This window comes from Natronoflexus pectinivorans (assembly GCF_004345615.1).
GTDB classification, from domain to species: domain Bacteria; phylum Bacteroidota; class Bacteroidia; order Bacteroidales; family Marinilabiliaceae; genus Natronoflexus; species Natronoflexus pectinivorans.
Map to the genome: position 1 here is coordinate 1 of NZ_SLWK01000016.1, position 24,165 is coordinate 24,165.

Below are 24,165 nucleotides of genomic sequence, written 5' to 3' on the forward strand. Positions count from 1 at the left end.
TAAAAAATTAATTCCTATTTTTGAAAAAAATGCAGACCTAAAAAGTGTCCGGATAAATCCGGAATGGGTGTCCGAATAAAACAGAATGTGCAGCACATATCCGAGGCCATAATGTTCAGATTTTCATTGGTTAAGGAGGCATGCATAACCTGGTTGTATAACTCTTTCGGAAACTGTTCTTTGGCAGGAGAGTCTCCAACAGTCATTACTTCCAGCTCTCCATCAAAAATGGATTGATAAAACTTCATTGCTTCGATGCAGTTGTCATTAAAATGCAAATAGGGTTGAATGGCTTGTTTCATAATTTTGATTTTTAATTTGGTCGTTATTTAAGTCGTTCAATTTGTCCTTTTCTTTTCACGATATACTCTAATTTGTTATTACAATGATCACAATTTGTCCCGATTTTTCGGGATAGCCTTCCGATTTGCGGAACAGGTCGTCTTGACTTGTCGGGAAATTTAAATTCCTAGAATCGGAAACTCGCTATTCCACTCATTGGCTAGGCCGATCTTCGATTCTTCTGTGTGAGAAAGCCTTTGACTTCGTCGATCTTTCGATTCTCATGGCTCGTTTCATGAGCAAATAATTTTGTTCGGGTTTTTAATTAAATTTGTTGAAACTTAACAATCAAGAGACCAATATGTTTTTATTGAATGCATAGCAATTTATCGATAGACCGCTTCTAACGGCACATACTTTTCAACTTAAATGAATTATTTCGCATTTGGTATATTAATTGATAAATGAACTTTATAAGACTATCTTTACATCATGACTAAACGTTTCAGAAATATCGCAATTTGCTTGTTTGCAACAATCTATTGCTTTGCAATGGTTGTTGTGCCAAGTTCATTGGCTGCATCTGATTCCTACGATGAGCAAACAGTTAATCAGGAGAGATTTATTTCCGGACTTTCTGTCATTAACTTCAACCACACTTCCCAAACGGATAGTTCTTTAAGTATTTTTACAAATTTATCTATCACCGATTCCCCTATCCCTTTTATTGGATATCATTCCATCGTCGATTTAATCAATCAGCTTTTTAAAGAAAAGCTGATAAAGTCAAGGTTTTTCACTGAAAACGTACTGATAAACCATCGCAAATCGGATATCATTTTTCCATTTCATTACTTCTGGTAAAATCAATTTTTTCTTTCCATGCCATACTGGCATAGTACTCTTTCAGGCTTATCAATATTGATGAGCTCAAATATTTAATACAATAAATTTAATAGCATATGGATACCGGAAGTACCATTATTGGTGCAATCATATTACTTGCTTGCATCGCTCCTTTTTTCCTGATTTATGTTTCCAGGAAAAGAAAAGAGAGCTTGAAACTGCAAATCATAAAAGGGTTTGCACAACAAAATAACTGTGAGATAGATGATTTTGAATTTGATGGAGATTATACCATTGCAATAGACAAAAATCAAAACTACATATTTTTCATCAAGGAGACCAAAAATGGAGTTATCAATCAGTTTGTGGATTTATCCGAAATTCATTTTTGCCGATCTGTTGTAAGCACGAGAAAGGTTCAAAATGGGAATAAATATTATGATGTGATTAATCGGGCTGAACTCTGTTTTGTCCCAAAAGATAAATTCAGAAGTGAAGTGCGATTTAACCTTTTTACAGATGATGAAGACATGCAGATTGATAATGAATTGCAGGTGGCTGAGAAATGGTCTCAGATTATCAACAACCAAATTGAAGTAAAGGCCCATTCTGCCAGAGGGTTTATACCGCCAAGCTGTTAGTTCCATTCAAAATCGTATATTTGATAAGTGATTTATAAAAAATCTTTCTCTTTTATGACGGTACAGTACTGCTCAGATTTGCATCTGGAATTTGCACAAAACGCTTTGTTTCTTCATAAAAATCCCATCAAACCTGTTGGGGAAATTCTTATTCTGGCCGGAGATATTACCTATTGGGGGCAAAAACATTTTAAACATTGGTTTTTCGATTACGTATCTGATCATTGGAAAGCGGTCTATTATGTACCGGGAAACCATGAGTTTTACTCCGGTAAAGACCTGAGGGTGTTGGATCATCCAGTATATGAAAACATCAGGGAGAATGTTTTTATTGTGAATAACAAGGTCGTATCGGTAAATGAATGTGATCTCTTTTTTACGGTATTATGGTCACATATTCCACCAGATAAAAGCCTGATTGTGGAATACGGTGTGAGCGATTTTCATTTAATTAAATATAGAGGGAGAAAACTGAAGAGTAGTGACTTTAATCATCTGCACCAGGAGAGTGTTGAATTTTTACGAGATGGATTGTCCAAATCAAATGCCAAACATAAAATTGTGGTAAGCCACCACGTTCCCAGTCAAATAGTAAATCCACAGATTTACAAAAATTCTGAAATCAACAGCGCATTCGTATCTGAGCAGTCAGATCTGATGTTTGAACTGCAACCCGATTATTGGATTTATGGCCATCACCATGCCAATATACCAGATACATTGTTGGATAACACCAAATTGGTTACCAATCAGCTCTGTTATGTGCATTTAGCAGAGCACTTCAATTATCGGAATGCAGCTGTTATTCTGGATTAATTGCATTAGATTTTAATCTGTGATTAAAGTGAACCATGTTATTGTCTCGAGATGAGAAAGCTGAATCCAGAATAAAAATACATTGACTAGATTTTGCTTGCTTTAATTTTGTGAATGATCCAATATAATTATAATCACCAACTGCTATATGTAAAACAAAACCTACAATAACACAATAGATATAGTTGTTGAGACAAATCGGGAATTTACATTCTCGTCAGCATCTTAATCCAATTTAAAAATCATAGCCATTTGCCTTTTATTGATTACTCTTGGTAAGTATTTTATAGTCGTGTTCCGTATCCATAGGCCAATACGATTTTCCCAATGAGCTATTTTTCCAACTGTCCAGCTCCTATTTACGATTCTGTGGGCTTTATTCCGTCTCAACTGCTCAAATTGCTCAAAAGACTGTTCAATCATAAATCCATCATCAATTAGCTTGCCCAAAACATAAGCGTCTTCAATGGCTTGACAAGCCCCTTGCCCCAGGTTTGGCGTAGTAGCGTGTGCTGCATCTCCTATAAGACATACATTTTCGCTTTGCCATTTGTAGATTGGCTTTAGGTCAATAATCTCATTTGTTATGATTTGATCTTTGGATGTTGATGAAATAATGGAGGGAATGTCCTTATGAAACTCATCAAATAGGTTCACTAAGTTGACTTCATTAGTTGTTACATTTTTTGCATTTGCCAAAGCGTACCAATACACTTTTTTTTCGTTGAGTTTTACAAATCCAAAGCGTTTGCCTCTTCCCCAGGCTTCATTGAGCTCTTTTTGGTAGTTTTCGGGCAGATCAATCTCACATACTCCTCTCCAGCAGATTTGGTTTGCATTTCGCAAGGTGTTTTCTGAGAATAATTGATCTCTTACGATTGATTTAATTCCGTCTGCCCCAATCAGCGTTTTAATCGCAATGGTCGAATCATCTTCAAAAGTCAGTTTGAAAAGCTCCTCCTTTTCAATTTTTATCAATCGCTTTGAAAGTTTTATGTTTTCATAGCCAATTTCTTCAGCAAGCAATCTTTGTAACTCGCCCCTATGAATTGCAATGTTTGCTACTCCATATTTTTGTTCATATTCAGAAAGGTCAACTACAGAAAGTGAATTTAGTTGGCTATCAGTAATTTTTATTTTTGAAATTCTGTTACCTGCCTTTTCTATTTTGGCTTGCATTCCCAGTTTTTGAAAGACCTGCATTGCATTGTTTGCGATAATTATACCTGCTCCAACCGGCTTGATTTCTGAGGAGCTTTCAAATATCTCCACATTAAACCCTTTTTGTTTCAGCATTAATCCAATTGTTAGTCCACCTATTCCTGCACCGATAATGGCTATTTTGTCTTTCATTTGTCAGAAATTTATTTTAATGATCTCCTTTTGTGGTTTTTATTTTTTTCAAAAACATAGTCAGGTGAATAATCCCTTTCTTGCTATGTTTTCCACCATGCAAAATTACATAAGTCCGAAATTAGGCGTTGTATAAACGTCTATTCAAAGATGCGAAAATCTGAAATTGAAAACTATTTCGTGTTCAAACCTACGATTGGTATAGTGGATATGCAACAAATATCGAGAATTCAGACGAAACCATTGGTATATGCTTATAAATATCTTCGAGGAATAGCTATGAGCTATCTGAATATGTTTGTGTATTTAGGAGTTTATTCGAAAGTCCTGAAGAGGCCGAAAAAATTGGGTTCTGAATATTCGAAAAGGCCACTCTCAAAAAAGGTATTTGCCATTTCCAATGCATCGCCATTCGAGTTTTTGTCTGCTCGAATGATATAGTGATGATTTGTAGTATCATGCTTTAATATTTCCACCTTATTTTCTTCTATTAATTCCATCAATTGATCTTGGGTTGAATTGCTCTTTAGTTTGCAGACAAAAACATCTGTAATCCCAAATGTGAAGCTTCCTTTCGTCATGAGGAACTTATTGCAATTACTAACTCTGGAATCCTCCTTGATAGAGTTAAAAAGCTCATCGGTTTCAAAACAATTTTTAGAATCAATGGATATTATAGAATGCCTGCTGCTAGATGGAGATGAAAGAAGTTCAACCTCTGGGTGATTTTCTAGTATTTCATTGATAATATCTGGTGGAAGTGTATCGTAAAATGAAATAGAGCCCATATTAGATATCTCTGTGAGAAAGACTTTCTCAGTTCCATAGTAATAATAGCGAGTTCCACAGTCAATGAATAAATCATTTTCTAAGTTGTTTTTATTACAACCTATAAACATTTGAGCAGTTGCTATAAGAGCAATTAATAATCGTTGCATGATGCTATCATTTAGTTTATGACAGATGATTGTATCATCATTTGGTTGCGTCAAATAATTCAATAGGAGAAGCTTCGTTTTGTAGGCAGTTAAAATCCAAAATTGCTATATTTGTTAGGGAGTAAACCAAATTATTTAAAAACCAGACTCATGAAACGAGAAATGGATAAATCTAACAGGATAAATCGGCGTCAGTTTATGCAAACCGGTGCCACGGTTGCTGCTGGGGCATTATTTGCCACATTGGGTGCTTCAAAATTATTTGGGTGCGCTAATACACCGGCAACAACATCGGTAAAAAATGTATTACTGAACAATGGAGTAAAGATGCCTGTGCTTGGCTTTGGCACTCTTTACTTGGGAGGGAGTGAAGGAGAAAGATGCGTATCCGACGCAATTTCTGTTGGGTACAGGCTTATTGATACAGCCACAATCTACAACAATGAAGATGCTGTAGGTGCCGGAATCAGGCGCAGTGGTATTGAACGTGAGAAACTATTTGTGACTTCAAAAGTTTGGGTTGATGACTCCGGCTATGAAAAAACCAAAAAGGCCTTTGAAACATCATTGAATAAATTGGGATTAGATTATCTGGATTTATACTTGATACATCGTCCGAGAGGCGATGTTAAAGGATCCTGGAAAGCCATGGAAGAACTATACAAAGAGGGCAAAATAAAGGCCATTGGAGTCAGTAATTTTGAACCCCATCAATTAAGAGACTTGATGGAATCAGGCGAAATTATACCGATGGTCAATCAAATTGAGGCACATGCATTTTTTCATCAGCCTGAATCTCTGGAATTCCTGAAACAAAACAACATACAAATGGAAGCCTGGTCGCCTTTTGCACAGGGACGGAATGGGCTTTTTTATAATGATGTTCTTGCCGAAATTGGAAAGAAATACAACAAAACCAATGCGCAGGTAAGCTTAAGATGGCATTATCAGCGGGGAATTGTAACCATTCCCAGAACCTCACAAAAAGCACATATGGTTGAAAATCTGAATATATTCGATTTTGAACTCAGCGATAAAGACATGAATCTGATCTCAAAATTAGATCTCAACACCACACAATTCCCTGAATGGGACTGATGTTTTAATGAAATTAATTTTTAATTTCTCACTCATAGTGTCGCACTCAAAACGTAATGCGTTTTGAGTATGGCATGGGTTGGTAATTTTTTTCTTGACATTAATATTTCTTATTGATAATTTTAATCCCGATATGATCTTAATTAATTAACCCAAAATTCAAGTTATGTTAAAACTTATTTTGTCAGGTGCTTTGGGCAACGATGCCGAAGTAAAAGATGTCGGAGGTAGTAAAGTCATCAATTTTAGTGTTGCCGTTTCTATGGATTACAAGGACAAGGACGGTAAGCGAGTTGAGAAAACAGAGTGGGTAAAAGCCGTTATGTGGCGCGACCAGAGCTCAAAAATCGCCGACTACCTGAAGAAAGGGAAAAAGGTTTTGATTGAAGGGGTACCCGAAAGTGAAGGGTATCAGAGCAAGGATGGTGAGGTTCGTTCTGCTCTTACCGTGAAAGTGAAGGAGGTAGAGTTTTTGAACTAATATAGCTTTGCTTATTGTTAAATGGTTCATTAACATTAACCCTTTAGCCATTAAGAGTGTAAAGCATTTATAAGACGTACAGGGTGTGGAATTTTTTCTTATATCTTTGTCTTAGCTTTATAATCTTAATGGCTTTTTTTTGCCGGATTATATAGAATTGAAAAAATAGCTTTAGCGTCTTTGTGGGTTGACTGTTAAGTGTGTAAGTTGGTTGAAATCAAGGGTGTACTCTTGTCTAAGCTCTGAATTTCTAAGGATCTATTATAAATGATAAACTATCGAGAAATATTAAAAAAGTACTGGGGGTACGATGATTTTCGTCCCATGCAGGAGGATATTATAAAATCGGTAGGCGAAGGAAAAGATACCTTGGGACTGCTGCCAACGGGAGGGGGGAAATCCATTACTTTTCAGGTTCCGGCTATGGCTAAACCCGGTATATGTCTGGTTGTTACACCTCTTATTGCTTTGATGAAAGACCAGGTAGAAAACCTGAAAAAGAAAGGCATCAAAGCCTATGCAGTCCATTCCGGATTAACCGGAATGGAAATTCAGATTGCTTACGATAATTGTATTTACGGGGAAGTGAAATTTCTCTATCTCTCTCCGGAAAGGCTCTCCACACCGGTTTTTCTTGAAAAGCTGCAACATCTGAAGGTGAATTTACTGGCCATTGACGAAGCACACTGTATATCACAATGGGGGTATGATTTTCGTCCCGGTTACCTTAAAATTGCCGATGTAAGGGAGCATTTACCCAATGTGCCTGTGTTGGCACTTACGGCCACAGCCACACCAAAGGTTGTGGACGATATCCAGGAGCAGCTTCGGTTTGAGAAAAAAAATGTCTTTCAAAAGAGCTTTGAGCGATCAAATCTTGCGTACGTGGTTCGCAAATGTGAGGACAAAGAGGGGCAATTGGTTAAAATTCTTGCTTCGGTACCGGGTACGGCGGTTGTTTATGTCCGGAACAGGAAGAAAACCCGCGAATATGCAGAAATTCTTCAAAAAAATGGAATACGGGCTGATTATTTTCACGCCGGGCTGACTCAGAAGGTGAAGGATTTTCGGCAGCAGCAGTGGAAAAGCGGCGCATGTCGGGTGATTGTTTCCACCAATGCATTTGGAATGGGTATTGATAAGTCTGATGTCCGGATTGTGGTGCACATGGATGCTCCTGACTCGCTGGAGGCCTATTTTCAGGAAGCAGGCCGAGCAGGGCGTGATGAGAAAAAAGCATACGCAGTGATGCTTTTTTCGCCTGTCGATAAGATGCAACTCAACAAGAGTGTAACAACGTCCTTTCCCGAAAAGGAGGTTATATTAAAGGTTTACGATTCGTTATGCAATTTTTTCCAGGTGGCTGTTGGACATGGCGAAGGTTTGGTTCTGGATTTTAACATCGGCAAATTTTGTTCTGCTTTCGGATTTAATGTACTCACGGTATTCAACAGCCTGAAAATACTGCAACGTGCCGGTTACCTCTATTATTCCGAAGATTCCGATATTCCGTCGAAAGTTATGATGCAGATGAGCGATTTTGAACTCTACAAATATCAGGTGGCCAATGCAAAACTAGACCCATACATCAAAGTTTTGCTCAGAAGTTATACGGGGTTGTTTACCGATTATGCTTCCATAGATGAAGATGTGTTGGCTCAACGACTAAAGGTCACACGGGACGATGTTTATCAGGCTTTTCTGGCACTTTCCAGAGCTAAGGTTTTGCATTACATTCCGCAGCGACGAACACCGTTGATTACCTTTCTGCAACGACGCGAAGAGCAGCGCCACCTTGTTTTAGCTCCCGAAATATACGAGTATCGACAAAAGGAGTACCGTCAAAGGGTGGATGCAGTGCTTGAGTATGCAACCACAACGCACATTTGCCGAAGCAGGTTGCTGCTTCACTATTTCGGACAGGGCAACAGCAACAACTGCGGACATTGTGATGTTTGTCTCGACAGGAAAAAGCAGAATCTCTCGGATGACGAATTTGCCAAAATTGAAGAGGCCATTTATGATACATTAAAAAAGGAGCCGGTCTCTGCTGAATCGCTCCCCGAAAAACTTTCGTTTGCACAGGATAAAGTGTGGAAAGTAATTCATTGGCTGGAGGATGTGGGGGCGGTTAGCGAAAATCAGGATGGCATGATGGAGTGGATTGGAAAACGATAGATTGTTGTAGTTACGTGCTTTTTTATATCTTTGTGTAATTAAAGAACATAAGATTGGTTTACTCGTGATATTTCAGGTAAATGGAAGATAGTTTTGAACACCCGGTGTATTCACCAAATGTTATTGAATTTGTGACGGTTAGCCGTGAGTTTTGCAATTGGTTGGAGGGCTCAACAGAGCAAACGCCAAAGGAGTTTGTCAATACTGCATTAAAAATACTTCCACTTTTATATCTGAAAGCAAGCATGTTACCCCGGTCAGAAACCATGTTGGACGATTTTGTCGAAAGCTTTGTTTCGGAAGAGGAGTATGAAGCGGTTCTTTTTCAGGTTAAAAGCCTGATGGGGCGTTTTGATGATTACCTGGAGGTGTTCACTGCTGATATGCAAAACAGTGAGCTTCCGCTCACTTCAACCGTTTCAGAGAATTTGGCCGATATTTACCAGGATTTAAAGGATTTCCTGATGAATTATCGTTCTGCGGTGACAGAAATTATGAATGATTCAATGGTTGAAATGACCAATCATTTTGAAAGTTACTGGGGGCAGCGATTGGTGAATGTATTACGGGCTTTGCATCAGGTTTATTATTCCGGCGAGAACCTGGATGCAATTGATGACGAGCCGGAACAAGAACCGGAGCAAAGAAAAACAGACCATTGGTTTATTTCCAGGCGACAAAAGGACTGGAGTGATGGTTCGAAAAAATCCGGAATTAATGAATAAATTCGAATGGATAGCACAATTAGCAAAGAGGCCATAGGAGAATTACCCTTATGTCAGTTCGAGGGTACAATTACCGTAGTGGAAGACCCGCAAAAGGTCGATGAAATTGTTGAAGAACTTCTGTCTGAGAAGGTGATTGGTTTCGATACCGAAACCAAACCATCGTTTAAAAAGGGAGCTCTTAATGAAATATCACTTCTACAGCTTTCTACATCTGACAAAGCATATCTTTTCAGACTCAATAAAACAGGCTTTAACGGTTCTTTGGTTAAACTGTTTGAAAACTCTGCCATCATAAAGGTTGGTGTTGGCATACGTGATGACTTACGTGGCCTAAAACGCCTGGCAAACTTTAAACCGTCCCGGTTTGTTGAAATACAAGAAATGGTGAAATCCTTCGGAATTGACGTGTTTAGTCTGAAAGCTTTGGCCGGATTGATTTTAAGTGTTAGAATATCGAAACGACAGCGATTAAGTAATTGGGAGTCGGATAGTTTAACGCCTGCGCAGATAGATTACGCTGCCACTGACGCCTGGATTGCCTATCGTATTTTTGAGGAGCTGATGCTGATTGAGCCTACCTATAAAGTAAAGAGCCTTCATTTTAAAAATTAGTACCACCGCAATATATGCAGTTACCTGTAGTTTATCTGAAACCCGGGAAGGAGCAAAGCCTGAAGCGATTTCATCCGTGGATTTTTTCAGGAGCCATCAAAAACGTCAATGCCGAACTTGAAGAGGGAGATTTGGTGCGCGTGCACGATTCGCACGATAATTTTCTGGCCATTGGCCATTACCAGATTGGCTCCATTGCCGTTCGTGTGCTCTCGTTTAAGGATGAACCCATCGACGACGCCTTTTGGCAGCGAAAAATTCGTGTTGCATACGGCATTCGCACTGCTATGGGGTTAACATCATCCGAAGTCACCAATGCGTTTCGGCTGGTTCATGGCGAAGGCGACGGGTTACCGGGTTTGATAGTGGATGTGTACGACCAGACTGCCGTAGTACAAATGCACACTGTTGGGATGTACAGGTGCAGAAATATTTTGGCAGATGCGCTTAAAGATGTTATCGGAGATAAATTAACAGCCATATACGATAAATCGGAAGGAACATTGCCTTTTAAGGCCAATGTTCAGCCTGAAAACGGATTTATTTGGGGCAAAAGCAGTTCCCACTTAGCCAAGGAGAACGGATTGCTGTTTCAGGCAGACTGGGAGAAGGGTCAGAAAACCGGCTTTTTTGTCGACCAGCGTGAAAACCGTGCTCTGCTTGAGAAGTACAGTGCAAACCGCACCGTGTTAAACATGTTTTGCTACACCGGGGGGTTTTCGTTCTATGCCATGCGGGGAGGAGCTAAAATGGTTTATTCCGTGGATAGTTCTGAAAGGGCGGTTGAGTTGACAAACCAGAATGTTGAGCTGAATTTTCCGGGCGACAAGCGCCACAGCTCTTTTGCGGTAGATGCATTTAAGTTTATGGAGTCGGCCACTGAGAATTATGACTTAATGGTGCTGGATCCACCGGCTTTTGCAAAACATTTGAAGGTGGTTAAAAATGCACTACAGGGATATAAAAGATTGAACGCGAAAGCCATTGAAATGATTGCTCCGGGTGGAATATTGTTTACGTTCTCCTGTTCGCAGGTGATTTCAAAGGAGGCTTTCAGAACCATGGTGTTTTCTGCCGCTGCACGAAGCGGCAGAAATGTACGGATTTTGCATCAGCTGGATCAGCCGGCTGATCATCCGGTGAGTATTTACCATCCCGAAGGCGAGTACCTGAAGGGATTGGTGCTTTATGTAGAATAGAATCATTCATTAATTTATTACAACTTGAAATTTACAGAGTTTGGATTTAATGCCGAAATCCTGGAGGGATTAGAGGCTATGCGTTTTGAAGAAGCTACTCCTGTTCAGCAGGAGACCATTCCGGTCATCATGACCGGAAATGATATCATTGCATGTGCGCAAACCGGAACCGGGAAAACTGCTGCTTACCTTTTGCCGGTTCTCAATGAACTTATTGAAACTAAGGACACCAACACGACTACGTTAATATTGGTTCCTACTCGGGAACTGGCCATTCAGATTGACCAGCAAATGCAGGGGTTTTCATATTTCGTGCCGGTTACATCGGTCGCCGTTTATGGCGGAAATGATGCCGGATTGTGGGATCAGCAAAAAAAGGCACTGATGACCGGAGCCAATGTGGTTGTGGCTACTCCCGGACGTCTTATTCAGCATCTTACCATGGATTATTTTAAATTTTCCAATTTAAAACATCTTATTTTGGATGAAGCCGACCGGATGCTGGATATGGGATTTCATGATGACATCATGCAGATTGTGAAAACATTGCCACAAAAGCGTCAAACGCTTTTGTTTTCGGCCACCATGCCGCCGAAAATCAGAGAACTTTCACGGAAATTGCTTTCCAACCCAAAAGAGGTGAGCATTGCCATCTCAAAACCGGCCGAAGGAATTCTTCAAGCGGCTTACCTGGTTTATGATACGCAGAAAATTCCCCTCATCAACTCCTTGTTAAAGGACAAAGAGATGAACAGCGTGATTATTTTCTCTTCCACCAAATTAAAGGTGAAGGAGATACATCGGGCGCTGGTTAAGGAGGGTTTTGCAGCTGAAGCCATTCATTCCGATTTGGAGCAGGCTGAACGTGAAAAAGTGATGTTGGGTTTCCGAAACAGGAGGGTAAAGATTCTTGTGGCTACCGACATCATCGCACGGGGAATAGATGTGGATGGTATCGACTTGGTTATTAATTACGATGTACCGGGCGATGCGGAAGATTATGTACACCGTGTGGGGCGAACTGCACGGGCAAAATCAACTGGCGTGGCGCTTACTTTTATTAATGATAAGGAGCAGGAAAAATTCTCCTATATTGAGAAGTTAATTGAAAAGGAGATTTTTAAATCTCCTTTGCCTGATGGTTTCGAGAAAGGACCCGACTATAATCCCGATGCTGCACCGCGCAAACGCTTCTTCAAAAAAGGACATCCTCCCAAAAGAAAATTTAACAAAGGGAAGAGACCTGATAACAGTGTGCAGAAGGGGTAGTTCTAAATTGAGACTTCATATTTTTAAATTAAATAAGAAGAAGTTCCCGTTTTGGGAATTTGTTTTATATCTTTGCATTAATCATCAAAGGTAATGGAAAGGGTTTTTGCGAAAAGCACTTTGAGAGAGTTTTGGGAGAGACATCCTGATTCGGAACAATATCTGAAAACATGGTACAACACGACCATGAACAGTGATTGGAAGAATCCCAATGAATTGAAAGGGAGTTATGCCAATGCCAGTATATTGAAAGAGAGCAGAATTGTATTCAATATCAAAGGAAACTCTTATCGACTAGTCGCAAAATTCAACTTTGAGAAGCAATGGGTTTTTGTCAGATTTATTGGGACTCATGCGGATTATGACAAGATTGACGCAAATACAATTTAATCTATAAAAATGGAACTAAGGCCAATAAAAACAGATGCTGATTTACAAAATGCGCTAAAAAGACTTGAGGAGATTTTTGACGCACCAATCGGTTCTTCTGAAAGTGATGAAGCTGATGTATTGGGGCTCTTAATTGACGAATACGAAAAGAAACATTATCCAATTGAGACTCCGGATCCAATTGAAGCAATCAAGATTCGGATGGAGGAAATGCAACTCAAGCAGGTTGATTTGGTTGCTGAAATTGGAGGAAAAAGCAGGGTCTCAGAAATACTAAGAAAAAAAAGGAAATTGACTTTAGAAATGATTCGAAATCTCACAAGAAAACTAAATCTTTCACCAGAATTGTTGATTTCAGATTACCAGCTTTTACGGTAGGTGGTTTAATTGGCTTTATTAGCTCTAGCTAATGATGTGGCATCAATGACATTCTCAAATTCTGATTCCGAATTATTAATGGCCAATCCCCATATTGATTCCTATGTTAAGTGAGTTGGTATTTGTAATTTAAGAGGTTTGTATTAATGTTAAGGTTCTGTATCGCTGTTGTCCGATAAATCTAAATTAATTAGCCGGTCAGTTGTGGTTCTGTATATGTAATAGTGTGTTTAAATATTAAACTAAATAATCACTTACCATTCCTATGTTTTCAAAATTAATTTCCACCGATTTAAATATTTCTCAACAGCAGGTAACCAATACTTTATCGCTTCTGGATGAAGGAGCCACCATACCATTTATCAGTCGTTACCGCAAGGAGATGACCGGCAGCCTCGATGAAGTTGTTTTGGGTGAAATAAAGGAAAAGTACGAGAAGTATCAGGAAATTGAGAAACGCCGTCAAACCATTTTAAATACCATTGAAGAGCAGGGGCAGTTAACCGATGAGCTTCGCAGACGCATTGAAGCCACATGGGATGCCACTGAGCTGGAGGATGTTTACCTGCCTTATAAGCCAAAACGAAAAACCCGGGCTGTTAAAGCACGGGAGAAGGGTCTTGAGCCTTTTGCGGAGATTCTGATGAACCAGCAGGAGAGGGACGTTGAAAGCAAGGCGGTTGAGTTTTTGAACGATGAGGTTCCCGATGTGGATGAGGCGTTGCAGGGAGCAAGGGATATCATTGCCGAATGGGTGAGTGAGGACATCAGGGCACGTGAAACCATTCGAAATATTTTTGAAAGGCAAGCCGTTATCAGCTCAAAACTGGTAAAAGGTAAAGAAGAGGAAGCGGCTAAATACCGGGACTATTTCGAGTTTTCGGAACCATTAAACCGGTGCCGTTCGCACCGGTTACTGGCCATGCGCCGGGGAGAAAAGGAAGGCTTTCTTAAAGTTTCCATCGCTCCTGAATCGGAAGGCGCCATTGAACGGCTGCAACGAATGTTCGTGAAAGGACGCAACGAAGCTGCTCACCAGGTAGAATTGGCCGTCGAAGACAGCTATAAACGCCTTTTGGCTCCATCCATAGAGAATGAAACCGCTTCACTTTTCAGAGAAAAGGCTGAGGAGGAGGCCATTCAGGTATTTACGGCCAATTTGCGGCAGTTGCTGCTGGCTTCTCCGCTTGGACAGAAACGGGTGCTTGCCATTGACCCGGGATACCGAACCGGTTGTAAGGTGGTTTGTCTGGACGCACAAGGTAATTTGCTGCACAACGAAACCATTTATCCCCATCCTCCCCAAAATGAGCAAAAACAAGCTTACCGCAAAATTGACACTTTGGTTGAGGCTTATAAAATAGAAGCCATTGCCATTGGCAATGGAACAGCATCCCGCGAAACGGAGTCGTTTATTCGCAATATGCGCCTGAAACAGGAGGTTTTGGTTTTTGTTGTAAGTGAAGACGGTGCTTCGGTTTACAGTGCCAGTAAAGTGGCACGGGATGAGTTTCCCGACTATGATGTTACAGTGCGAGGAGCAGTCTCCATTGGACGCAGATTAATGGATCCGTTGGCAGAACTGGTTAAAATTGATCCAAAATCCATTGGCGTGGGACAATATCAGCACGACGTGGATCAAACAAAACTTAAAGGTTCTCTGGATCAGGTGGTGGAATCGTCTGTAAACCTTGTTGGTGTTGAGCTCAATACGGCCAGTCATCACCTGCTGACTTACGTTTCTGGTCTTGGTCCTCAACTGGCTAAGAACATTGTGGATTTCCGCACCGAAAACGGAACTTTTAAATCGCGCAATGAACTCAAAAAAGTTCCCCGGCTTGGTGCCAAGGCATACGAGCAGTGTGCCGGATTTTTAAGAATTGGTGGAGCAGCCAATCCTCTTGATAACTCTGCGGTTCACCCTGAATCGTATGGTGTGGTTGAAAAAATGGCTGCGGATCTTAATTGCAACGTTTCAGATTTAATCAAAGATCCCTCTTTGCGGAAAAAGATTGACCTGAAAAAATATGTAACAGATAAAACCGGAATGCCGACTCTGTCCGATATCATCTCTGAGTTAGAGAAACCGGGACGCGACCCGCGACAGCAAATCAAGGTTTTTGAGTTTTTACCTGATGTAAGAACCATCGAAGACTTGAAACAAGGCATGGAACTGCCGGGAATTGTCACCAACATAACCAATTTTGGAGCATTCGTGGATGTGGGTGTTAAACAAGATGGATTGGTCCATATCAGTCAGTTGGCCGACAAATTTATTTCTGATCCCAATGAAGTGGTATCCCTTCATCAGCACGTTAAAGTTAGGGTGCTTGAAGTTGACACAGCAAGAAAACGGATACAGCTGACCATGAGATTTTAATCTCATGGTTAATGTAAACTGGATATTATTGACTATTTTTTATATTTTGCGGAATGTTTTAATTCCCCCATGGTATTAAAACGGCATTAAGAGGCTTTTCGTTGTATATTGAAATGACTTATTAGAAGTTTAGAGTGAGATTTGCCGAAAGAATATGAAAGTTGGATCTTTTAATATCAGGCAATCTCATCACATCTAATCTATCTGCCTTGTTTCTATACTTCAAAAAGACTGATGCGAATTTATCACTCAATATTATCCTCATTCAAAGTGTAACTGAATGGTTTCATTAAGCGACAGAGAACTTAGTACAGGATTTAAGGAGCATTTAATAGAATTGGTTAACCAAAAGCTTGGTTTAAAACTTGTAATTGGAATTCTAGTCCTTCTTTATTTTGGTTGGTCTGATATTTATGAGCTGAATAACATTCAGGCATTTTATACCCGCTTATTGCCTCTGGGGTTGATGTTGGTTTTGTTGTTTTTCGTTTGGTTAAATCGTCCATCTCACGCAGCTTTTCGAAAGGTTTTGTATAATGTCATGCTTGCATCACTGGCGGTCATGATGTACGCCAAATGTCTGGTTCATTTAAATTGTGATCATCTTGCCGCTCATGCCACGGGAACCATCCTGATTATTTTTTTAATCTCCATGGAGATTAAAACAACCATTATAAAGTCAGCTCTTCTGTATTTTGTGCCTCTTATTGTTTTTACCTGGTTATGGAAAATGGTATTCAGAGCCGGAAGCGATCAGTATTTGATACTTGTTAATATTTATCCCATCGTAATACTGGGATTCATGGTAAATACCATTCAGCAAGAGTTAAGACTAAAAGCCTTTAAATCAAGCATGCTGCTCGAAAAAGAAAAAGAGACCACCGATAAATTGTACCAACAAGCTGAAGTTCGAAACCGACACTTGAATGAAGTCAATGATAAATTGACCCGTTCAGAGGATGAGTTAAAGAGTGTAGTGAGGTTACGGGACAGGTTTTTGTCTATCGTAGCACATGATTTGCGGAGTCCGTTTACTGGATTGATGGGATTGAGCGAAGTTTTGATGAGGGATGGTAATGGTTTCAGCAAAGAGGAAGTTAAAAATTATGCAGGGGAGATTCATGAGTCTTCCAATTCCCTGTTAAGTTTAACGGACAATTTATTGTCTTGGGCAATGAATCAATCCGGAGAAATTAAGGTAAACCCATCGAATGTAGAAGTTAAGGATTCGATCGATAAAGTTTTTAAGGTTTTGCAGGTAAATACCATGCATAAATCTTTGCAGTTGGTCAATGAAGTGGAGGAAGGAGTTTTTGTTTATGCAGATCCCTCAATGTTTTCCATAATTGTTCGCAACCTTGTCTGCAATGCCATGAAGTTTTCTCACCCCAGCGGAACGATTACTGTAAAAAGTGAAGTTTCAGGAGAGAGGATTAAGCTATCTGTTATTGACGAAGGCATCGGCATCAGTGCTTCTAAAATCAGGGTGATTTTTAGCTTCGAGAAGAATCTCTCTTCTCAAGGAACGGCTGAGGAGACTGGTTCAGGTTTGGGATTAGTAGTTTGTAAGGAGTTTGTTGAAAAGAACGGGGGTGACATTGAAATTGAGAGTAAAGTGGGGAAAGGTACCACTGTGAATGTATATTTGCCAATAGAAAAGTCAGAGAATAATAATGACGCAGGAGAAGCTCAGAAGAGAGATCGGGGTTTGGGGGCTTAGTGCCAACCTTATTAACATCATTGTAGGAGCCGGAATATTTGTATTGCCGGCCATTGTAGCAGCCGGATTAGGTGCTGCCAGTATTTTGGCATATCTGTTTTGCGGGGTCTTGATTTTGCTAATTATGCTCTGCTTTGCCGAGGTAGGTAGTAAAGTTACCAACAGTGGTGGTGCTTATACTTATATTGAAGTGGCATTTGGCAAGTATGCCGGTTTTTTAACAGCCATCCTTTTTTTGAGTTCCTGTATTGCTGCCGATGCTGCTGTAGCCAATGCTCTGGTAGGAATATTGGCTTCCGTTTCTCCGTTTTTTGGTGAGGAGATTGTCAGAATTCTGTTTTTTCTGATGGTTTTTGGTGGATTGGCATTTGTTAATGTGCTTGGAGTGAAACAAGGAATTGGGCTCATCAAGTTCATTACCATTGCAAAACTGGCACCATTAATTCTGCTGGTTGTGTTAGGTTGGGGAGAGGTTTCAATGGAAAACCTGAAATGGGAATTTACCCCAGGAATTAGAAGTGTGGGGGAGATGGCTCTCATACTTTTCTTTGCATTTCAAGGTGGAGAATCAGGTTTGGCAGTCAGCGGAGAGGTTAAAAATCCTTCTAAAACCGTTCCCCGTGGCATATTTGTCGGCATATTGGGTGTTCTTCTATTGTATATGCTCATTCAAATGGTATCGCAAGGAGTGTTGGGTTCTGAATTGGTAACAAATCCTGAAACACCGTTGGCTCAGGTTGCATACCAGATTATTGGTCCGTGGGGTTTTACCATCATGACCATCGGTGCTGCAGTTTCCATGTTTGGGAATTTAAGCGGGGAAGTTTTGAGCATGCCAAGGGTATTATTTGGTGCAGCCAAAGACAAGGTCATTCCATCGGGATGGCTTTCCAGAATTCATGCCAGATACTCAACACCACACATTGCCATTGTTGTTTATGCAGCCATTGGTTTTACTTTGGCAGTTCTTGGTGGTTTCCGACAACTGGCGATTATTTCCGGAGCCTCCATATTACTGGTTTACCTGGGAGTTGCTTTATCGGTGATAAAGCTTAGGATGAATAACAATGGAAATTTAAGAAAAGCCAAATTTGTAATCCCCGGCGGATACACGGTGCCGGTTCTGTCTGTGGCCATCATTGTATGGTTTTTATCTAATCTTGATTATAGTGAAAAGGTTGGGATGGTGCTTTTTGTAGTCACATTGACAATCATATACTTTTTATTGCGTTTAGTTAAGAGACCAAATTAAATAAATCAATTTTTGATGACAGAGCCGGAAAATCAAGTTAAGCCATTATTATCTGTTGTTATTGTTTCCTATAATTCAAAACCTTTTATCGGATTAACACTGTCCTCTTTGTTAAGGAAGCCACATTCAGAATGTGAAGTGATTGTTGTGGATAACAACAGTACCGATGGTACTGTTGATTATATCTCCTCTTTTTTTCCGAAAATAAAATTAATCCGGAATCAGCATAATCCCGGTTTTGGCGTGGCATGCAATCAGGGCATGGCTGCCGCAAAGGGAGAGTTTTTTCTGATGCTCAACCCCGATACTGTAGTACCCGAAGATGTGGTGGAGAAGGTTCTTGATTTTATGAAGCTTCATCCCAATTGTGGCGCTATGGGGGTGAAAATGATTGATGGCAATGGGCGATATTTACCTGAATCAAAACGTGGGTTACCCACATTTTCAAGATCTGCATACCGGATGTTGGGTTTGGCTAAATGGTTTCCTGATTCAAAACGATTCGCCGGTTATTATTTGGGACACTTACCGATAGATGCCGTAAATAAAATTGAGATTCTGTCGGGCGCCTTTATGGTACTAAGCAGAGAAGCCATCGAGAAATGCGGAGGGTTTAATGAGCGATTTTTTATGTATGGTGAAGATATCGACCTCTCCTGGCGAATAAAGGAAGCTGGTTTTGATGTCTATTATAACCCTGACATCACCATCATCCATTTTAAGGGTGAAAGTACAGCCCGCGATTCTCGCTATTTACGTGTCTTTTATGAAGCCATGGAAATTTTCTATGATATCCATTTTGGTTCAAAACGCAATCCTTTTTTCAAGGTTTTGGTAAAGCTGCTTATTTTGGGTTCCCGACTTCTATCAACCCTGCGTTTGCTCATTTCGAAACGCCTTGCAAAACAGAAAACCATTTTTCCTTTAAAGGGGAAGTTCATGATTTTCTCAACAACAGAGAATATATCAAGCCTTATTCCGAAACAAATCCTTGCTGAAGACGAACATCAAATTGTTAATGCTCCAACCCAAATGGAAAATAATCTTTCGGGGAATATGTTGTTTGACTTCTCTTCCTATTCAGCAGATTTTGTGATCAGAACCATTGTGAAAAATGAGTATGACAGGGATGTTTTGATGCTGACCCACGATCGCCGCAACTTGCTTTATCCTGTCTCTGCTTCACGAAGAACTTATGTGTTTTCGTTGATCGACTTCAAAGTTGAAAGCTAAATGATAGTTTTTTTGCAATAAAAACTTATTTTTGTTGGAGAAAGAGTACGGGTACTTATAAAATCCAGCTCTTCCCTTATTTGAAATAACAATTCGATATCGTTTAGTTAAGACCTGACAGGTTTCGATATTCTTATTAGGACAGGATGATAAAAGAAATAATATCAATAGTTAACGGAAAAAGCCTGCCAGGTTTTTTCGCTTAACTAAACGACATTGGATAACAATTTTGAATTTTCTGGTTTTATGCAGATAAACCAGAATTTGTTTTTCCCGATTTCGGGAAAACTCCTTTGATGGAGTTCAATTTTATTTGTGTTTGTAGATTTTAGCAAACCTGTTCGTATTATGATTTAATCGATCAATTATGCAAAAACTTAACGACTTTTTATCCATTCTTGATTCCTATATTGGTGGGGGACAATGGTTTGTATTTCTTCTACTTGGTACTGGTCTTTTTTTTACAATATATCTTGTTTTTCCTCAAATTCGTTTTTTCAAATACGCCATTAAAATGGTGAAGGGAAAATTCGACAGGGATGGAGATGAAGGCGACACCAGTCATTTTCAGGCATTAACAACCGCTCTGTCCGGTACCGTTGGTACCGGAAACATCGCTGGGGTTGCACTGGCTGTTCATCTTGGAGGGCCGGCTGCCTTGTTTTGGATGCTTGTGACAGCATTAATCGGGATGACGACCAAATTTGTAGAGGTTACTTTATCACATAAACACCGTGAAAAAGCCGAAGATGGCACCATTGCCGGAGGGCCGATGTATTATATGAAAAAACGGCTAAACATTAAACTTCCTTCGGGAAAATGGCTCAATTTTGGTAAATGGATGGCCATTGTTTTTGCTGTGGCAACTGTATTTTCTTCTTTCGGAACAGGCAGCTTACCCCAAATCAACAGCATATCCAACTCTCTGTGGGAAACTTTCTCTATCCCGCATATGCTTACTGGTGCCGTTTTGGCTGTTTTGCTGGCTTTTGTAATTGTAGGAGGGATTAAAAGAATTGCAAAAGTTACCCAAACTCTGGTTCCGGTAATGGCTATCATCTATTTTCTGGGAGCATTTCTGGTTATTATCTATAATTATGAGAATATTTGGCCATCCATGGTGGCTATTTTTGCCGATCTGTTTACCGGTTCATCAGCAACCGGCGGATTTTTGGGAGCCTCTGTTGCTTTTGCATTTAACCGGGGAGTAAACCGAGGATTATTCTCCAACGAGGCAGGTCAGGGTTCTGCACCCATTGCACATGCTGCCGCACGTGCTCATGAGCCTGTTTCTGAAGGGATGGTGGCTTTGTTGGAACCGTTTATCGATACCATCATCATCTGCATGCTAACCGGAATGACGCTTTTGGCTTCCGGGGTGTGGCAGGAAAAACATGAAAACCTGTTCCAAATGGCCGATTTGGCCGTGGTTGAAGGATTTTATGACGATGGTAATGAATCCGACCGTCAACTACTTGGCGCACATGTTAATGGTAAAAAGTCGTTGCCACTGTTTACAGGAAACTTGAAAGTGACTGAGGGGCAAATTTTTGATGAAGTATCCATTATTCATGCCCGCTCATTGGCTGAAAATGTATTTTTGATTCAGGGCAACATGCCATGGACTGGTGAAGTTCCTGTTGTTAGGGGGCGAATGTCGCCACCTGAAGGCGTCAGGGTATTTGGAGAGTCGCTCATTCATAGTGCACCTCTAACAACCATTGCATTCTCCCGCAGTTGGCTTGGAGAATATGGAAAATACATCGTCTCAATAGGATTGTTGTTGTTTGCTTTTTCTACTGCCATTTCGTGGAGTTATTATGGCGAAAGAGCTATGATATACCTGTTTGGAATGAACTCTGTTATTTGGTATAAACTGGTTTATGTTGTAGGTTTCTTTGTTGCTTCTTTTGTTGATACTTCCATTGTTTGGGTGTTTTCCGGAATAACCATCGCTTTAATGACCATTCCAAACCTAATCGGAATTCTTATATTGCACCGGGAAGTAAAGAGTGAGGTGAAGAGCTTCTGGAAGGAATACGCAGAAAGGTTTCCCGATGAGAAAGCCCCAAAATACTAATGATTGAATTTCATAGCAAGCGAGTCAGATACTGATTCTGTTTCTGTTTCATTGGAGATTATCAATGTCTGGAATACCAATGGATTTCGGTATGAGATATTGGTGATTGCCATGATGGAAGAGTTTTGGGTTGAGGCTTGTTCTTTAATTGATGGAGTTATGTTGTTGTCTGCATTAGCATCTCCATTTTGCTGAAATTTTGCTATCCCGCCTATAATTGCTAAATATGCAAAAAGTTTAATGAACTTGATCATGGTATAAGGTTTTCGTTTATGACTATAACTATACGATGATGGTCATAGCAAAGGTTGCGCCAAATAGTTGTAATCTTTTAAAAAAAACTTTAATTCAATTTTATTTTATGTGTGTTAGTGTATTGATATTATGAGTGTTGTAGTCGTTATCGGGTTGTTTCTTGTTGGGCTGATTGCCGGTCGGTTTTTTAAATCATATTCAGTAGTGAGGAAAAGAGCCTCACTCTTTATGATGTGGGCAGTCTATTTGCTGTTGTTTTTTCTGGGAATCTCTGTGGGAAACAACCCCGATGTTATAGAAAATATTCCACAACTGGGGTTGCAGGCGTTTCTGTTGTCTGTGGGAGCAGTGATCGGAAGTGTGGTGGTTGTTGCATTATTGATGCTTTTATTTCACAAAAACAATCGCCTTTCGTAATTAATAAAAAAAGTTCCTACAAACAAACTATCAACGATATCTGAGGTTACGGTTTACTTAAAGACGAACTATTAATGAGATGAGAAGCAGTATCATCATTCTATCTTTTTTTGCATTGGGAATAATTTTGGCATTATCCGGTTTACTTCCCCGGTGGATGCTTAATGAATCTCTTTCAACTTATGCACTTTATTTACTGATGTTGATTGTTGGAATCAGTGTTGGAAGTGATAAATCCATGAGCGAAATTTTTCGTCGTATGAAACTGGTTCATCTGCTTGTTCCTGTTGGCGTTATTCTTGGGAGTTTAGCAGGTGCAGTAATCGTCTCCCTCTTTATCCATCAAATCAGCCACGGAACAGCCATGGCCATTGGTGCAGGTTTTGGATACTATAGTTTATCTGCAATTCTTATTAGTGGCATTCGTGGCGATGAGGCCGGGGTTGTAGCTCTTTTGGCCAACATCTTTCGAGAGGTATTCACTTTGGTCATGGCTCCTTTTTTGGTGAAACTGTTCGGTCGTTTCTCCATTATTGCTTCCGGAGGTGCCACAGCCATGGACACCACCTTGCCTGTTATTGTTCGTTTTTCGGGGAAGGAGATGACCGTAATAGCCATACTCAGTGGTATTGTATTAAGCCTTTTGGTTCCTGTTTTAGTCCCTTTTTTACTTATTTTCTTTTCATGACTGATGGTTTTTTCTTAAATTGAGGATAAAAATATCAGTTATGGAAAAATATCATCTTGACACACACTTTCAGGTCAAGCCTGGTTCTCGTGTCAAAGTCAGTGACTTTGACACTTCTTATTCAGCAGGATTTTATAATAAATCCGATGCAGAGAGTGAGGTTCTTTCCAATATTCAAACCATGCGGGAGCTACAGGACAAGCTATATGCCGGAAATAAATATTCAGTGTTAATTATTTTTCAGGCCATGGATGCTGCCGGCAAAGATGGTACCATTAAGCATGTCATTTCAGGTGTAAATCCTCAGGGAACCCAGGTTTCAAGTTTTAAATCGCCAACGGAACTCGAATTGAAGCACGATTTTCTATGGCGAATATATAAGAAGTTACCTGCCAAAGGATACATAGGAATCTTTAACCGTTCATACTATGAGGAGGTTCTGGTGGTAAGGGTGCACCCGCAATTTTTGCTCAGACAAAATTTGCCCGGCATTGACCAGGTTGAAGATGTGAACGATCAATTTTGGCAAAATCGCTTCCAACAAATCAATAACCTCGAGAAGCATTTAACTGCTAGCGGGACAATGGTGCTGAAATTTTTTCTTAATGTTTCTAGGGATGAGCAAAAAAAGCGCTTTATGAAGCGCATTGAAGACCCTGCGCGCAACTGGAAATTTTCCATGTCTGATGCTGAAGAACGCAGACACTGGGACAAATATATGCATGCATACTCCGAGATGCTTTCGGCAACTAGTACCAATTACGCTCCATGGTATGTAGTTCCTGCCGACAAAAAATGGTTCATGCGCATGGTGGTGAGCAATATTATTACCAATAAACTGGCTCAACTGCCATTAAAGTATCCTCAAATAGGTGACAAAGAGCGCGCCCGTTTGGAAGAGGCACGTAAGTGCCTGGAAAGAGAAGATTAG

The 24,165-nt window shown here is 40.1% G+C and carries 24 protein-coding genes; 20 read left to right on the forward strand and 4 right to left on the reverse strand.

The features are described from left to right. Positions 1–14 precede the first annotated feature (14 nt). Positions 15–302 carry a VOC family protein gene (locus tag EV194_RS14955; RefSeq protein WP_132435027.1) on the reverse strand — a complete coding sequence of 96 codons (288 nt, stop codon included), beginning with the start codon at positions 300–302 and terminating at the stop codon, positions 15–17. A gap of 472 nt (positions 303–774) precedes the next feature. On the opposite strand from EV194_RS14955, the gene EV194_RS14960 reads away from it, so the two are divergent. From EV194_RS14960 to EV194_RS14970, 3 genes are all read left to right on the forward strand, one after another. Continuing rightward, positions 775–1,146: a hypothetical protein gene (locus EV194_RS14960; protein WP_132435029.1), complete on the forward strand. Its 372-nt coding sequence runs from the start codon at positions 775–777 to the stop codon at positions 1,144–1,146. 98 nt (positions 1,147–1,244) lie between these two features. Further along, complete coding sequence (locus EV194_RS14965) at positions 1,245–1,769, forward strand: hypothetical protein (protein WP_132435031.1); 525 nt, start codon at positions 1,245–1,247, stop codon at positions 1,767–1,769. Between the two features lie 54 nt (positions 1,770–1,823). Beyond that, the gene (locus EV194_RS14970; protein WP_132435033.1) at positions 1,824–2,585 is read left to right on the forward strand and encodes a metallophosphoesterase; all 762 of its coding nucleotides are present in this window, start codon (positions 1,824–1,826) and stop codon (positions 2,583–2,585) included. A 225-nt stretch (positions 2,586–2,810) separates the two neighbouring features. Here the strand turns inward: EV194_RS14970 and EV194_RS14975 are convergent, their stop codons facing one another. After that, complete coding sequence (locus EV194_RS14975; protein WP_132435035.1) at positions 2,811–3,938, reverse strand: FAD-dependent monooxygenase; 1,128 nt, start codon at positions 3,936–3,938, stop codon at positions 2,811–2,813. Positions 3,939–4,252: 314 nt separating this feature from the next. Then, positions 4,253–4,876, reverse strand: a complete 624-nt coding sequence (locus EV194_RS14980; protein WP_132435037.1) for a hypothetical protein — start codon at positions 4,874–4,876, stop codon at positions 4,253–4,255. A gap of 150 nt (positions 4,877–5,026) precedes the next feature. Between EV194_RS14980 and EV194_RS14985 the strand changes: the two genes are divergently transcribed. The 14 genes from EV194_RS14985 to EV194_RS15050 all read left to right on the forward strand — a co-directional run bounded on the left by EV194_RS14985 (position 5,027) and on the right by EV194_RS15050 (position 21,874). Beyond that, positions 5,027–5,974: an aldo/keto reductase gene (locus tag EV194_RS14985; RefSeq protein ID WP_132435039.1), complete on the forward strand. Its 948-nt coding sequence runs from the start codon at positions 5,027–5,029 to the stop codon at positions 5,972–5,974. 166 nt (positions 5,975–6,140) lie between these two features. Next, positions 6,141–6,455, forward strand: a complete 315-nt coding sequence (locus tag EV194_RS14990; RefSeq protein ID WP_132435040.1) for a single-stranded DNA-binding protein — start codon at positions 6,141–6,143, stop codon at positions 6,453–6,455. A 267-nt stretch (positions 6,456–6,722) separates the two neighbouring features. Beyond that, positions 6,723–8,633, forward strand: a complete 1,911-nt coding sequence (locus tag EV194_RS14995) for a RecQ family ATP-dependent DNA helicase (RefSeq protein WP_132435041.1) — start codon at positions 6,723–6,725, stop codon at positions 8,631–8,633. A gap of 80 nt (positions 8,634–8,713) precedes the next feature. Next, positions 8,714–9,358, forward strand: coding sequence for a DUF5063 domain-containing protein (locus EV194_RS15000; protein WP_132435042.1), 645 nt, complete (start codon positions 8,714–8,716; stop codon positions 9,356–9,358). 6 nt (positions 9,359–9,364) lie between these two features. Next, positions 9,365–9,973 carry a 3'-5' exonuclease gene (locus tag EV194_RS15005; RefSeq protein ID WP_132435043.1) on the forward strand — a complete coding sequence of 203 codons (609 nt, stop codon included), beginning with the start codon at positions 9,365–9,367 and terminating at the stop codon, positions 9,971–9,973. A gap of 14 nt (positions 9,974–9,987) precedes the next feature. Next, positions 9,988–11,172, forward strand: a complete 1,185-nt coding sequence (locus tag EV194_RS15010) for a class I SAM-dependent rRNA methyltransferase (protein WP_132435044.1) — start codon at positions 9,988–9,990, stop codon at positions 11,170–11,172. A gap of 24 nt (positions 11,173–11,196) precedes the next feature. Further along, positions 11,197–12,441, forward strand: a complete 1,245-nt coding sequence (locus EV194_RS15015) for a DEAD/DEAH box helicase (protein WP_132435045.1) — start codon at positions 11,197–11,199, stop codon at positions 12,439–12,441. Between the two features lie 93 nt (positions 12,442–12,534). Continuing rightward, positions 12,535–12,831: a type II toxin-antitoxin system HigB family toxin gene (locus tag EV194_RS15020; RefSeq protein WP_132435046.1), complete on the forward strand. Its 297-nt coding sequence runs from the start codon at positions 12,535–12,537 to the stop codon at positions 12,829–12,831. 9 nt (positions 12,832–12,840) lie between these two features. Then, the gene (locus tag EV194_RS15025) at positions 12,841–13,209 is read left to right on the forward strand and encodes a helix-turn-helix domain-containing protein (protein ID WP_132435047.1); all 369 of its coding nucleotides are present in this window, start codon (positions 12,841–12,843) and stop codon (positions 13,207–13,209) included. Positions 13,210–13,474: 265 nt separating this feature from the next. Beyond that, on the forward strand, positions 13,475–15,589 hold the full coding sequence (locus EV194_RS15030; protein WP_207916083.1) for a Tex family protein: 2,115 nt from the start codon (positions 13,475–13,477) through the stop codon (positions 15,587–15,589). Positions 15,590–15,869: 280 nt separating this feature from the next. Further along, complete coding sequence (locus EV194_RS15035; RefSeq protein ID WP_132435049.1) at positions 15,870–17,309, forward strand: sensor histidine kinase; 1,440 nt, start codon at positions 15,870–15,872, stop codon at positions 17,307–17,309. Further along, complete coding sequence (locus tag EV194_RS15040; RefSeq protein ID WP_132435050.1) at positions 17,263–18,561, forward strand: APC family permease; 1,299 nt, start codon at positions 17,263–17,265, stop codon at positions 18,559–18,561. Before EV194_RS15035 ends, EV194_RS15040 begins: the two co-directional genes overlap by 47 nt. Positions 18,562–18,576: 15 nt before the next feature. After that, the gene (locus EV194_RS15045; RefSeq protein WP_132435051.1) at positions 18,577–19,794 is read left to right on the forward strand and encodes a glycosyltransferase family 2 protein; all 1,218 of its coding nucleotides are present in this window, start codon (positions 18,577–18,579) and stop codon (positions 19,792–19,794) included. A 367-nt stretch (positions 19,795–20,161) separates the two neighbouring features. Beyond that, complete coding sequence (locus EV194_RS15050) at positions 20,162–21,874, forward strand: alanine/glycine:cation symporter family protein (RefSeq protein WP_132435053.1); 1,713 nt, start codon at positions 20,162–20,164, stop codon at positions 21,872–21,874. Here EV194_RS15050 and EV194_RS15055 read toward each other — a convergent pair. Then, on the reverse strand, positions 21,871–22,128 hold the full coding sequence (locus EV194_RS15055; protein WP_132435055.1) for a hypothetical protein: 258 nt from the start codon (positions 22,126–22,128) through the stop codon (positions 21,871–21,873). The two genes, EV194_RS15050 and EV194_RS15055, sit on opposite strands and share 4 nt — an antisense overlap. 130 nt (positions 22,129–22,258) lie before the next feature. Here EV194_RS15055 and EV194_RS15060 point away from each other — a divergent pair, with 130 nt between their 5' ends. The 3 genes from EV194_RS15060 (at position 22,259) to EV194_RS15070 (ending at position 24,165) form a co-directional block, all read left to right on the forward strand. Next, positions 22,259–22,546, forward strand: a complete 288-nt coding sequence (locus EV194_RS15060; protein ID WP_132435057.1) for a LysO family transporter — start codon at positions 22,259–22,261, stop codon at positions 22,544–22,546. Positions 22,547–22,625: 79 nt separating this feature from the next. Further along, positions 22,626–23,234 carry a lysine exporter LysO family protein gene (locus tag EV194_RS15065; RefSeq protein ID WP_132435059.1) on the forward strand — a complete coding sequence of 203 codons (609 nt, stop codon included), beginning with the start codon at positions 22,626–22,628 and terminating at the stop codon, positions 23,232–23,234. A 40-nt stretch (positions 23,235–23,274) separates the two neighbouring features. Beyond that, positions 23,275–24,165 carry a polyphosphate kinase 2 family protein gene (locus EV194_RS15070; protein WP_132435061.1) on the forward strand — a complete coding sequence of 297 codons (891 nt, stop codon included), beginning with the start codon at positions 23,275–23,277 and terminating at the stop codon, positions 24,163–24,165.